At 64.1% G+C, this 12,632-nt stretch carries 11 protein-coding genes; 7 read left to right on the forward strand and 4 right to left on the reverse strand.

All coding sequences use genetic code 11. The features are described from left to right. The first annotated feature begins 60 nt into the window (after positions 1-60). From QMG83_RS04770 to QMG83_RS04790, 5 genes are all read left to right on the forward strand, one after another. Positions 61-1,524, forward strand: coding sequence for a S1C family serine protease (locus tag QMG83_RS04770; protein ID WP_283504189.1), 1,464 nt, complete (start codon positions 61-63; stop codon positions 1,522-1,524). Between the two features lie 102 nt (positions 1,525-1,626). Continuing rightward, positions 1,627-2,652 (forward strand): glycosyltransferase family 2 protein, encoded by a 1,026-nt coding sequence (locus QMG83_RS04775; protein WP_283504190.1) that lies wholly within the window; start codon positions 1,627-1,629, stop codon positions 2,650-2,652. 2 nt (positions 2,653-2,654) lie between these two features. Further along, positions 2,655-3,449: a CDP-alcohol phosphatidyltransferase family protein gene (locus QMG83_RS04780; protein WP_283504191.1), complete on the forward strand. Its 795-nt coding sequence runs from the start codon at positions 2,655-2,657 to the stop codon at positions 3,447-3,449. A 41-nt stretch (positions 3,450-3,490) separates the two neighbouring features. Beyond that, a complete protein-coding gene (locus QMG83_RS04785; RefSeq protein WP_283504192.1) occupies positions 3,491-4,324 on the forward strand; it encodes a glycosyltransferase family 2 protein in 834 nt (277 codons plus the stop codon). A gap of 26 nt (positions 4,325-4,350) precedes the next feature. After that, on the forward strand, positions 4,351-5,649 hold the full coding sequence (locus QMG83_RS04790) for a CDP-glycerol glycerophosphotransferase family protein (protein ID WP_283504193.1): 1,299 nt from the start codon (positions 4,351-4,353) through the stop codon (positions 5,647-5,649). A 49-nt stretch (positions 5,650-5,698) separates the two neighbouring features. Here QMG83_RS04790 and QMG83_RS04795 read toward each other — a convergent pair whose 3' ends face one another. The 4 genes from QMG83_RS04795 to QMG83_RS04810 form a co-directional block, all read right to left on the reverse strand. Further along, positions 5,699-6,604, reverse strand: coding sequence for a hypothetical protein (locus QMG83_RS04795; protein ID WP_283504194.1), 906 nt, complete (start codon positions 6,602-6,604; stop codon positions 5,699-5,701). Positions 6,605-6,644: 40 nt separating this feature from the next. Beyond that, positions 6,645-7,382: an ABC transporter ATP-binding protein gene (locus QMG83_RS04800; protein ID WP_283504195.1), complete on the reverse strand. Its 738-nt coding sequence runs from the start codon at positions 7,380-7,382 to the stop codon at positions 6,645-6,647. Then, positions 7,382-8,191, reverse strand: a complete 810-nt coding sequence (locus QMG83_RS04805; RefSeq protein WP_502949003.1) for an ABC transporter permease — start codon at positions 8,189-8,191, stop codon at positions 7,382-7,384. Before QMG83_RS04805 ends, QMG83_RS04800 begins: the two co-directional genes overlap by 1 nt. A gap of 130 nt (positions 8,192-8,321) precedes the next feature. After that, positions 8,322-9,014, reverse strand: a complete 693-nt coding sequence (locus tag QMG83_RS04810) for a phosphocholine cytidylyltransferase family protein (protein ID WP_283504197.1) — start codon at positions 9,012-9,014, stop codon at positions 8,322-8,324. A gap of 210 nt (positions 9,015-9,224) precedes the next feature. On the opposite strand from QMG83_RS04810, the gene QMG83_RS15410 reads away from it, so the two are divergent. After that, positions 9,225-11,066 (forward strand): ABC transporter ATP-binding protein, encoded by a 1,842-nt coding sequence (locus QMG83_RS15410; RefSeq protein ID WP_349357413.1) that lies wholly within the window; start codon positions 9,225-9,227, stop codon positions 11,064-11,066. Beyond that, positions 11,042-12,616 carry a hypothetical protein gene (locus QMG83_RS04820; RefSeq protein ID WP_283504198.1) on the forward strand — a complete coding sequence of 525 codons (1,575 nt, stop codon included), beginning with the start codon at positions 11,042-11,044 and terminating at the stop codon, positions 12,614-12,616. The genes QMG83_RS15410 and QMG83_RS04820 overlap by 25 nt, the downstream gene beginning before the upstream one ends. Positions 12,617-12,632 lie beyond the last annotated feature (16 nt).

Below are 12,632 nucleotides of genomic sequence, written 5' to 3' on the forward strand. Positions count from 1 at the left end.
GCCCAAATAGAATGCTCAGGTTCGCGGTGGATGCTTACACCGTTGAGAGGAGCAGTTCCCATGACCGAAAATCCCCAGGTCCCTGCAGAAAATCACGAATCGGCCGAGCAGCACGATTCCCCGCAGGTCCCCACCGCTCCGCGACCACCAGCCGTCCCCGCGTCGGCTCCTGTTGCGTCGGCAGCCGTGACCTCCCCGGCTGCCGCCGTCCCGTCCGCCCTCGCGCCGCTTCCGCCGGTCACCCCTCAGGGCCCGCCCCCGCCGCCGCACAACGGTGAAGCATTTCGTGCTCCAGCGGCAAGCCGCCCGAAGCGCAATGCTCCCGTCGCTCTGGTCGCAGCGCTCGCCGTCGGTGCGCTGATTGGTGGAGTCTCTGGAGCTGGCGCCACCCTGTGGGCCACATCCAACGGCGCGTCAGCGCCCGTAATCGGAAGCGCCAACCCCACAACGATCACCGTCAACGACACCACGAGCGTCAACGAGATCACGGCCGTCGCGGCAAAGGCATCGCCCTCCGTGGTCACCATCAGCGTGGCATCCAGCAATTCAGGGGGAACCGGCTCGGGCATCATCCTCAGCAAGGATGGCTACGTGCTCACGAACACCCACGTGGTCACCCTCGACGGAGCCGCCGGTGACGCGACGGTCAAAGTGACCACCAACGATGGCAGGCTGCTCAACGCCACGATCGTGGGCACCGACCCAATCTCTGACCTCGCCGTGATCAAGATCGAAGGCGTCACCGACCTTCAGCCGGCAGAATTCGCCGATTCGTCCAAACTCAATGTCGGTGACACCGCGATTGCTATCGGCGCTCCTCTCGGCCTTGCCGGCACGGTGACCAATGGCATTGTGAGTGCCCTCAACCGCAGCATCACGATCGCGTCGTCGGCCGTGCCCGAGGAGAGCGGCACCGCCGACCAGGCTCCGGATGCCCAGCAGGACCCGTACGGCCTCTTCAACTTCGACGTGCCGGGGCAGACCCCGAGCGCATCATCGTCGTCCACCATTGCGCTGTCGGTGATCCAGACGGATGCGGCGATCAACCCGGGTAACTCGGGAGGCGCCCTCCTGAACTCCGACGGCCAGATCATCGGCGTCAATGTTGCGATCGCGTCTGCCGGCAGCTCCGGCGCTGACGGCCAGTCGGGCAGCATCGGTGTCGGCTTCGCCATCCCGGCGAACCTCGCAAAGCGCGTCGCGGACGAGATCATCGCCAACGGCAGCGCCACGCACGGGCTGCTCGGCGCATCGGTCGGCGATGTGACGGACGAGGCATCATCCACCGGGAGTAGCCAGGTTGTGGGTGCTGTCGTCAAGGAGCTCACGTCGAACGGTGCAGCCACTGCCGCCGGGCTGAAGGTCGGCGACGTCATTACGAAGCTCGACGGCATCCCGATCACCGGGAAGACCGACCTGACCGCTCAGATCCGTGCGCTCGCCGCCGGGTCGTCCGCGACGATCACGTATGTGCGCGACGGTAAGGCCGCGCAGGTCGACGTCACTTTGGGGCAACTGAACTAGGCATTTTCTGAGGCGCGGGATTGTCGGCATACCGGCGATTCCGCGCCTTTTTGCGTCCCGCTGCTAGGCTCAAAGGTCTTATCGACTGAAGTATTGGACCCCATGGCGCAGCAGCCCGACGGCCTTCCCGGCGTCTCGTACGTGATGCCCGTTCTCAATGAGGTCGAGCACATCGAGGCAGCCGTCGAGAGCCTCATCGCGCAGGACTACACGGGCGCATTCGAGGTCGTTCTTGCCCTCGGGCCGAGCGTGGATGGCACGAATGACGTGATCGCTGCGATGGCGGCGATCGACCCCAGGATTCGCAGCATCCCCAACGAACTGGGTTCGACACCGGGCGGCCTGAACGCCGCAATTCGCGCCTCGAGCAACCCCGTTGTGGTGCGGGTGGATGCCCACTCCGTGCTGCCCCGCGACTACACGCGTATCGCTGTAGCCACGCTTCTGGAGACTGGCGCCGACAACGTCGGCGGGATCATGAAAGCGGTTGGCGACACGCCTTTCGAGAAGGCCGTCGCGCACGCCTACGGCTCACCGGAGGGGCTGGGCGGCACTCAGCATCATGTCGGCGGTAAGGCGGGTCCAGCAGACACCGCCTACCTCGGGGTTTTCCGGCGCGACCGGCTGGTCGAGGTCGGACTATTCGACGAGGACATCAAGCGCGGCCAGGACTGGGAGCTGAACCGTCGGCTGCGCGCCACCGGTGGCACGGTGTGGTTCACCCCCGAACTGACAGTCGTCTACCGGCCGCGCTCGAGCCTGCGCAAGCTGATCCGCCAATTCGTGGCGACCGGGATGTGGCGAGGCGAACTTGCTCGCCGGTTCGGAGCCGCAAACGCCCTCCGATACTTCGTGCCACCCGCCGCAGTGCTCGGTATTCTCGCGACGCTGATCCTGGGCATTGTGGGCGCGGCCACCGGCGCGACCCTCCTGACCCTGGCCTTCGTGGTTCCGGCGTTCTATGTGGTCGTTGTCATCGCCGCATCGGTGAGGGCGGCACGCAACGGAGTCGGCACGGGGCTCTGGTATCTCATAGTCTTGCCCTGCATCCACTTTGGCTGGGGTATTGGATTTTTGCTCGGGTTCCTGAAGCTCACCAGGAACATCACTGAACGCACGGGAAGGTGACGATGAACGGCCGCCCGACGTCGATCGCCCAGCTCCGTGAGGTGACACAGCCTCCCGAGGTGCGCCTTCGCGCGAACGCTGAGCACTGGACGGCGTCGCTTTACCTGCGCGACCTGTCGCCATACCTGACCTGGATGCTCCTGAAGACGAGCATCAGTGCCAACGGCGTGACTGGGCTCATGATTCTGGTCGGCTGGTCCACCGCCGCAGCGCTGCTGATTCCTGGGATCGGCGGAGCGGCTCTCGCGCTCGTCCTCGGCCAGTTGCAGATGCTCGTGGATTGCTCAGACGGCGAGGTGGCACGCTGGCGCAATACGAGGTCACCGGCCGGGGTGTTTCTCGACAAAGTCGGCCACTACTCGACCGAAGCGCTCATCCCCATCGCGCTGGGCATCCGGGCCGCAGGCTGGCCCCTGGAGTTTCCCGCAGACTTCGCCTGGACCACGGCAGGGTTTGCTCTCGCCCTCGTGATCGTGCTCAACAAGGCGCTCAACGACATGGTGCACGTGGCCAGGGCCAACGCCGGGCTCGAGAAGCTCAGCGACCGAAAGGGTGAGGCCGAGCCGAGCCAGCGTCTCGTCGCGAAGTTGCGCAGGCTCGCGCGTTTCGTCCCGTTCCACCGGCTCTACCACTCGGTCGAACTGACCATGCTGGCGTTCGCCGCCGCCGTGGTCGGGCTCTTCCTGCCGGCACTCGTCGCCGAGCGCTGGTTGCTGCTCATCCTTCTGCCGCTTGCCGTGCTGGCGCTGATCGGGCATTTCGTCGCCATCATGGCGTCGAAGCGGGTGCGATCCTGAGTTCGCTCGACATCCCCACCGTCGGTGTCGTCTCCCTGTCGATGGGGAAGCGACCGGATGATCTGGCCAGGGGTCTCGCCAGCCTCGCCGCGCAAACCGGTGTGAGCCTCGACGTGATCGTGGTGGGCAATTCGTGGCAGCCCACGGGGCTGCCAGCCGGTGTGGCGTCGCTGTACCTCCCCGAAAACCTGGGGATCCCTGCGGGCCGCAATCGTGGCGCCGAGAAGGTCAGCGGCGAATTCATCTTCTTCCTCGACGACGACGCGAGCATCCCATCGCCGACCTTCCTTGCCGACGCCATCGCGAAGATCAGGGCCGACCCCAGCATTGGGTTGCTGCAGCCGCGGGTCGAAGACCCGACCGGGGTGGAGAATCCGCGCCGCTGGATCCCGCGAATTCGCAAGGGCGAGGCAACCGAGTCCGGAAACGTGTTCTCGGTGTGGGAGGGGGCAACTCTTCTGCCGCGCGCAGTTTTCGATGCGACGGGCGGATGGGCGGATCCGTTCTTCTACGCACACGAAGGCATCGAGCTCGCCTGGCGCGTGTGGGATCAGGGGCTGCGTGTGCTGTACGCGGGCGATCTGGTGGCGCACCATCCTGCCATCGAACCGACCAGGCACGAGTATTACTTCAGGCTGAATGCCCGCAACCGGGTCTGGCTGGCCAAACGCAACCTACCGTGGCCGATCGTTCCGCTCTATGTGGGCAGCTGGACGGGCATCCAGCTCATCAGGTCGGTGCGACGCCCTGCGGGCCTCAAAGCCTGGTTTGGGGGTTGGATCGCCGGGTGGCGCGAGAATCCGGCCGGCCGCAGACGCATCAAGTGGGTAACGGTCTGGCGCATGGCGCGTGCGGGACGTCCGCCCCTGATTTAATAGACGCGACCCCTGGGGAGGTTTCAATGCCACTTGGTCGCGATATTCGCACGGCTCGACGCTTAACGAAGAGAATTCTTGAGTCGCGACGCGACAGGGCGCAGGTCTCGCGTCTGGTGAAGCTGCACCCGCAGCCGGCGCCGGGTTCGGTGCAGATCGCCGTCTACTTCGCCGACGCGAAGGTCAACATGTACCAGGTCAGGCAGTGGTTCGCGCCTCTTGCCGAGATCGCCGAGACCTGGCCGGTCGCCATCATTGCGCGGGCTCCGAGCGCGGCTCTGGCGCTCTGGGAAGAGTCTCCCGTGCCGACCTACTACCTGCGAAGCGTGGCCGACCTCGAAACGTTCGTGCACAACCAGCAGATCCGAATCGTTTTCTACGTTAACCAGAACACCCGCAACTTCCAGATGTTCAGGTACGGGCGCATGTGGCATGTCTTCATCAACCACGGTGAGAGCGACAAGATGTACATGTCGACCAACCAGTTCAAGGCATACGACTACAGCTTTGTTGCCGGTGAAGCCGCCCTCGACCGTCTCGGCCACAAGCTGTGGGACTTCGACCTGGAGAAGCGAGCCATTCCCATCGGTCGCCCACAGGCCGACCACCTCGGTGGCGAACTTCCCTTCACCCCGGATGACCGCACGGTCGTGCTGTACGCGCCTACCTGGGAGGGCGACAGGTCAGCAGCCGCCTACGGTTCCATCGCCAGCCACGGTGTGGATCTCGCTACGGCGTTACTCGCCACGGGCGAGCATCGCGTCATCTACCGGCCGCATCCTCGCAGCGGCGTCGTCGACCATGACTACAAAGCGGCAAACCACGCGATCATCGCCGCGATAGCCAAGGCGAACGCGGCCGATCCCGGTGCCCAGCACGTCTTTGACGACAGCCCCCAACTTGGCTGGCAGCTCGGTGCTGCGGATGTCGCGATCACCGACATTTCGGCGATGGTCTACGACAGGCTGGCCACCGGCCGCCCGCTGTTGGTGACTCGGCCGATCTCCGCCGCGGCAGAGATTGACGAGAGCGGTTATCTCGGAGCGGCGGAGTGGCTGAACAGCGCCGATGCCGCGGACGTCGTGGCGTTCGTTGAACGTGTGCAGGTCGACGAGGAGGCGCATCGCCGGCTGCACTACTGGGTTGAACGGCACTTCGGAGATACGACGCCGGGCGTCGCGACGCAACGGTTCCGCACTGCGATCAGTACCCTGATGACCGAGTGGGAAACCCACAGCGCGATCCACGCCGAGGATGACGACGAGGATGACGACGAGTTCGATCCATTCGACGATCTGGCGGTCGGCTCGCCCGACGCTAGCTAGACCGGCCGCGACAATCCGTCAGGTAAACGACCTGCCGGGCGGTGGTCGACTATCGCGGGGGAGCGATCGGGTCGATGGCGAGCGGATCCACCCCCGGCGCCAGTGGATTGGCATCATCGGGCGCGATCACCGCTCGTCTGCGCCTCGGAAGACGGATGTTCGGTAACGGCACTCGAATTTCGCGTCGCTGTCCCTCGGGCCTCGGGGTTTTGGGAGCCCGGGGGGCTTTCGGTTGCTTCGGGAGTTTGATGACCGGCTCGAGCCACCCGGGGAAGATGGCGGGCGGTGGGCCGAAGGCCTCACGGGAACTTCGCACGATCTGGCGGCCGAGCAGGTGATTGCCGCCGGCACCGACCGCGGCACCGATTCCGAAAGGTATCAGGCGCCCGATGACATTGCCGCTTTGGGCTACGGCAAACCTCTTCACGAAGGTGACCTTGATGCGATCGGCAATGGGGCCCATGACTGAGCGAGGCAGGTTCTTGGTGATCATCTCGCCCCAGAACGCCGATTTTCCGGTGCCAGTTCCTGAGGCTTGCCCGGCGAGCTGTTTCACGAGGTCACTGCCTGCCGTTCCCAGCACCATGGTCATGACGAGGGCGCGGGCGCGGTCTGGCTCATCCACCACGATGCCGTGGATCTCTGTTACTGATTGCGCAAAGAGTGCGCTCGCTTCCAGGAAGCCCGCTGTCTCTGCCCCGGAGAGGGCGAGAGATGCGCCAGTTCCGATGGCGGGCACTGCTGCGCTCGCGCCAACCAGAGCCCCGCCGGTGGTCACCGCTGCGAGGTACCGGCGCTCAAGAATGCGGATGATCGCCTCAGGGCTGTCGTTCGGGTGGCCCCGGCGGATGCTCCGGATGTGCGCAAGCACCACTGGCCGCTGCACTGTGAGAAGGCGATCGATTCCCCTCGCAACAGCTGGGCTTGAGACCGTGATCTCATTGGATTTCGGCATAGCCTCACCGTACCGCGAGGGCCTGAAGGAATCTGGGGGTTCAGATTCCGTAGTCTTCGTTGTAGCGTGCCAGCACCTCGTTGATCGGGGCGTCGAGCACCAGAGCTCCCTTATCGAGATACAGCCCTCGCGTGCAGAACCGTCTGAGGTCACGCTCGTTGTGCGAGACGAAGAACAGGGTGCGGCCTCCGGCGAGCAACTCTTCGATGCGCTTGTAGCACTTCTCCCTGAACGGTTTGTCGCCTACGGCCAGCACCTCATCGACGAGGATGATCGGTTCTTCCAGTCGTGAGATGACGGCGAAGGCGATGCGCACCTTCATGCCGCTGGAGAGGTGTTTGTAGGGAGTGTCGATGAAGTCACCGATCTCGGCGAACGCGATTATCTCGTCGAACTGTGCCGAGATTTCGGCCCTGGACATGCCGTGCAGCCCAGCGGTCAGATAGACGTTGTCGCGAACCGTGAGATCGTCGACGAACCCCCCGGTGATTTCGATGAGCGGTGCCACTCCGCCGCTCACGCTGACACTGCCCTCATCGGCCAGGATCACCTCGGCCACCAGCTTCAGCAGCGTCGATTTGCCTTGCCCGTTCCGGCCGACCACACCGATCGCCTCGCCGGCCCGCACGTCGAAGGCAACATTGCGAAGCGCCCAGAACTCGTCAGCTCGAGCTCTGCGGTTTCGCCCGGCAAACAGGTCTTTGAAGTTGCGCCGGGATCGGCGGTTGCGCCGAAAACGGATTCCCGCATCCTGCACCCGGATAACCGGCTCGGGCATCAGATCTCCTTCAATACGGCGCGCTCGGTTCGATTGAAGACGAGAATACCGACGGCCAGGATGATCAGACTCATGATCGCGGCGATCAGCACCGGGTAGCCCTCGAGCTGCTCCGGGAAATAGGCGGCGCGGTAGAGCGAGAAGATGCCGGCCAGCGGGTTGAACGAAGCCAGGAACTCAAGGTTTACTCGCTCCAGGTCAGGGAGGCCGTAGATGATCGGGCTCGCGTAGAACAGGAATCGGAGCGCCAGCTTTGCGGCGCGCTCCAGATCGCGGAAGAACACGACCAGTGGAGCCACAATGAGCCCGACGCCCATCGTAAGGACGGTCTGCATGATGATCGCCGGAATGAAGTAGACGGCCTGCCAGTGGAGAGTTGCTCCCGTAGCGATCGCGAAAATCACCAGCACTGGGATGCTCGCCACAAACTCGATGCCTTTCGACAGCACCAGGCGCGCGACCCAGATTGTGCGCGGAATCTTGGTTGAACGGATCAGTTTGGCCTCGCGAAGGTACGCGCGGGTGGTGTCAGAAACCGCCCCGTTGAACCACATCCAGGGAAGAAGTGCACACAGCAGGAACACGATGTACGGCTGAGCGCCGACCGTGCGATCGAACACCTGGGTGAAAACGAACCAGTAGATACCCGCCATGACCAGGGGATCGAGGATCGACCAGAAGTAGCCGAGAATCGACGTCGAATACCGCACCCGGAGGTCGCGGACGGTCAACAGCCACAACGACTGGCGATATCGGGCAAACGGCGATCGTGATCGGCGCGGGGCACCTATGGCTGACACGCGCTCTATCGTATGGTCTCGCGACGGAATTGCCCTGATCTTGCGGATCTATCCGCGGATCGAGCCTGCCGAGTCCTCACCCACGCGTCGACAGCGAGTGAGGCTTCGGCACGCTCGACCCGCAGGCCGGGCGCACCGGCTAGACGAAGAGGTTTGCTCGCTCGAGGTCTTCGGCGAAGTCGATCTCGACCGCGTAGAGGTCGGAGATGTCGACGGGTTCGATCAGGAGGCGATCCTGTTCGATGGCGAGTTCAATGCCGCGCTCGAAGTAGTCCTGGTCGCCGACGCGCTTGAGCTGGCGGAGCAGTACGGCCTTGTCGTCGCGCGAGATGTAGTTGATTCCAACAGCCTCGCCGAGGCCGCCCTTGACGGTCTTGGAGAGTTCGCGGATGTAACCCTCCGCGTCGGTGGTGTACTTCACTTCTTCGTCGGACACCTTCGAGGTGTTGACGGATACGAATGACTGGTCGCGAGCGACGAGGCGGGCAGCGCGCTCGAGAGCGGTCGGGTCGAAGACGACGTCGCCGTTCATCCACAGCACGCCACCGGGTGCGGAGGCCTGCAGGGCTCGCATCAGGCTCTTCGACGTGTTGGTCTGGTCGTACTGCTCGTTATACACGAACGACGCTTCGGGGAAAGCCTCGATGATGTGCTCGAGCTTGTATCCCACAACGACAGTGACCTGAGCGTTGTTGCCGAAGGCGTGACGAATGTTGTCGAACTGCTGGCGCATGATGGTGCGGCCATCGGCAAGTTCGGTGAGGGGTTTGGGAAGGGATCGACCGAGTCGACTGCCCATACCGGCCGCCAGGATGACGATCTGCGTGGTCACGTGGAACTCCTAGGTTGTCTCTGGAAAAGAATCAAGTCCACCCGCAAACACCGCAATTTGCCTGCTGTTTGCCGGGGATTTTCTATCAGGACACGCCGTTGTGCTCAGCCTAGAGTACCCGTGAACCCTGAGATTGCTATGGCAATCTCAGGGTTGTTGTCTATTCGTGATGGGCGTCCACAGGGGGACAAGGCTTGATAGATTAGTGGAGTGGAAAACGCCCTGGAACCCGAAGAGGGCGAGACCCAACTGATTTCGACGCCTGAGACGGATGCCCCGGCATCCGCTTCATCGCGCGCGGAAACCCCGCGCAAGCCCGCTGCGCCCCGCACGACGACGCCTAAAAAGCCGACCTCACCACGCAAGCCTGCTGCCCCACGCACCACGGCCGCGCAGAAAGCTGCGGCTGCGGGCGCCGCGCCGAGCGACTCAGCGACAACCGCGCCATCGGGGGACACCCAGGCGGCGCCGAAGCCGGTGAAGAAGCCCGCTGCCGCGCGATCCACTACCCCACGCAAGCCCGCAGCTAAGCCGGCGGGTGCCGCACCGAAGACCACGGCTGCTGCAAAAGCCTCTGCTGCGCCGAAAACTCCAGCCACGGCGAAGACGCCGGCCACGGCGAAAGCAGCAGTCACGCCGAAGACGACGGCCGCCTCAAAGACGACGGCCGCCTCGAAGGCGACGGCCGCCTCGAAGGCAACGGCCGCCTCGAAGGCGACTGCCGCCTCGAAGGCGACTGCAACAACAAAAGCCGCCACGAAGCCGAGGGTTCCGTCCACGCCTAAGTCTCCGGCCGCCAAGACGCCCACAGCAACGCAGACCGAACCAGACAAGGTTGTCGCCGAGAAGGTCGACGCCGACAAGACGGTTGTCGAGATTGACGTCGTTAGCGCCCAGATCATCGAACCACCCGTTGCCGTCGCAGCATCCGCGCAGGCGACGCCCACCTTGGAAGAGTCAGTCACAGAGCATTCAGGCTCCTCGGCACCGGCCGGAGAACCTGCGGCGCTGAACGCGGCCCATCAGTTGCTGACGATCGCCAGTGGATGGACGAAGCGGGCAGCGTCAGCCTCCACGACACGCGTCTCTGACCTCCGGGATTCTCTTGCCGCGGCGAGAGCCGCCAGGGCTACACAGGTCGCCGCAGCTATTGCTCTGGCCGGGCTTCGGAAGACGACCCAGGACCCTGATGTCGAGACCTCAGACTCAGACGCGCCAGACTTCGTCGCGTCAGGCGTTGCCACCACCGCAGCTGCTGAGATGGTGGCCGTGACCACCGATACCGCCACTCACGGCGTGATGTTGACCGTCACCGGGCTAACCAAGCGATTCGACGACACCCTCGCTGTTGCCGGGATCGACCTCGAGGTGAGGGCTGGCGACTTCTACGGCATCGTCGGGCCGAATGGCGCGGGCAAGACGACAACCCTGTCGATGATCACCGGGTTGCTGCGTCCGGATTCCGGCACCGTGATGGTGCACGGCAGCGATGTGTGGAGCGACCCGCTGGCGGCCAAGCGCTACATGGGCGTTCTGCCAGACCGTTTGCGGCTTTTCGACCGGCTCACGGGATGGCAGCTGCTGTACTACGCCGGCATCCTGCGCGGCCTCGACGCCGCAGTGGTGCGCAAACGAAGCGCTGACCTCGCGCAGGCATTTGGACTCGAGGAATCGATGGGGCGTCTCGTCACGGATTATTCGGCCGGGATGACCAAGAAGATCGCGCTCGCGGCCGCCATGATCCATTCGCCGCGAATGTTGGTTCTCGACGAGCCGTTCGAGTCTGTCGATCCGGTCTCGGCGGCGACGGTCACCGACATCCTGAAAAAATATGCGGCGGCGGGAGGCACAGTTGTACTTTCGAGCCACAGCATGGACATGGTGCAACGAATCTGTGACCACGTGGCAGTTGTCGTTGACGGCGAGATACTCGCCGACGGCACAATCGATGAAGTCAGGGACGGAAAGTCTTTGGAAGATCGCTTCGTCGAGCTGACGGGCGGCGGTCAAGTCGCGGAGGGTCTGCCGTGGTTGCACAGTTTCTCCATCTGAAGCTGACCATCTTCTCCAACACGCTGAGGCGTGGCCCCGCGCAGCTCTTCGGGATGGCTCTCGCCCTGCTCGCCGGACTCGGTATGACCGCCGTGCTCGCGGCGGGCCTTGTTGACCTGCGCTCGTCGACTCCGGATGTTGCCAGAGTCATCATCGTCGTCTTCGGCTCGGCGATCGTGCTGGGTTTCTTCCTGCTGCCCGTCGCCTTTGGTATCGAAGACCCGCTCGACCCCCGGCGATTCGCGTTGTTGGGAATCTCCCCAACCCGGTTGGCATTCCGGCTTGCGGTTGCCGCCTGCCTGAGCGTCCCCATCCTCATCATGGTCGTGCTCTCCATCGCGCAGGTCGTGACGTGGAGCCGGGCACCGCTTCCCGCGTTTGTCGCAGTAGTCGCTGCCGTGGTGATCGTGCCCACCTGCGTTCTCGCTGCGAGGGTCGCAACGGCCGCGTCATCAACGTTCCTATCGTCAAGCCGGGCTCGTGACGGCGCAGGAAATGCTGGTGCCGTCATCGCGGTCGTCGGGGCCACGTCTTTCGCCATCATGGCAACTCTCGACTGGCAGAGCCAGGGTTTGCCGATCATGCGCCGAATCGCCGCAGTGGCTGAATGGACACCGCTCGGCTCGGCCTGGAGCGCGCCCGGCGATGCCGCGCTCGGTCTGGGGGATCAGGCGGCGCTGAAGCTGCTGCTGTCGGTCGCCTTCCTCATTGTGTTGTGGTTGGCCTGGCGTGTGCTCGTGGGCTTCATGCTCGCCCGGCCAGACCGAGACGTCAGCGCACGGCGGGGTTACCGCCTCGGCTGGTTTGCGGCGCTTCCGGATAACCCTGCCGGAGCGATCGCAGCCAGGAGCCTCACCTACTGGGGCCGCGACTCCCGCTACGGGGTTTCTCTCGCAGTCATCCCGGTTGTGCCGTTGCTGATGATTGCGGCACTCATGGTCGGCGGTGTGCCCGGCGAGTTCATCATGTGGGTGCCCGTGCCCGTGATGTGCCTCTTCCTCGGCTGGATGGTGCACAACGATGTTGCGCACGACAACTCGGCGTTCTGGGTGCATGTCTCGGCGAATACCCGGGGCCTGGATGACCGTTGGGGCAGAATCGTGCCTGCCCTGCTTCTCGGGGTTCCCCTGATTGGCATCGGCAGTTTCGTGAGCGTACTGATTTCGGGAGACTCCAGCGGACTCCCTGGACTCATCGGATTGAGCGCATGCCTGCTGTTGGCTGGTCTCGGGATCTCCAGCGTCATCTCGGCCGCTTTCCCGTACCCGGCCGTCCACCCCGGTGACGGCCCGTTTGCGCAGCCACAGGCGGTTGGCGCTGCGGGGTCGGTCGTGCAGTCGCTGTCGTTCCTGATGACTATCGCACTGTCAGCGCCCGTCGTGTGGCTGATGGTGTTGTCGCTGTATCAGCCGGATGAAGGTCTGCAACTCCGGGCGATGGCCGCCGGCATCCTGACCGGTGTGGTGGTGCTCATCGGCGGGCTGTTGTGGGGTGGGTACATCGTGAACAAACGCAGTCCCGAGCTGCTCGCCTTCACCCTGCGCAACTAGGTCGACGCAACTACAA

The sequence above is a fragment of the Salinibacterium sp. G-O1 genome, assembly GCF_030063305.1.
Taxonomy (GTDB): Bacteria; Actinomycetota; Actinomycetes; order Actinomycetales; family Microbacteriaceae; genus Rhodoglobus.

Coding starts and splice junctions, on each gene's coding strand:
- QMG83_RS04770 (WP_283504189.1), top strand. CDS start 61: ATGACCGAAAATCCCCAGGTCCCTGCAGAAAATCACGAATCGGCCGAG.
- QMG83_RS04790 (WP_283504193.1), top strand. CDS start 4,351: ATGCCACTTGGTCGCGATATTCGCACGGCTCGACGCTTAACGAAGAGA.
- QMG83_RS04785 (WP_283504192.1), top strand. CDS start 3,491: ATGGGGAAGCGACCGGATGATCTGGCCAGGGGTCTCGCCAGCCTCGCC.
- QMG83_RS04775 (WP_283504190.1), top strand. CDS start 1,627: ATGGCGCAGCAGCCCGACGGCCTTCCCGGCGTCTCGTACGTGATGCCC.
- QMG83_RS04800 (WP_283504195.1), bottom strand. CDS start 7,382: ATGCCCGAGCCGGTTATCCGGGTGCAGGATGCGGGAATCCGTTTTCGG.
- QMG83_RS04795 (WP_283504194.1), bottom strand. CDS start 6,604: ATGCCGAAATCCAATGAGATCACGGTCTCAAGCCCAGCTGTTGCGAGG.
- QMG83_RS04780 (WP_283504191.1), top strand. CDS start 2,655: ATGAACGGCCGCCCGACGTCGATCGCCCAGCTCCGTGAGGTGACACAG.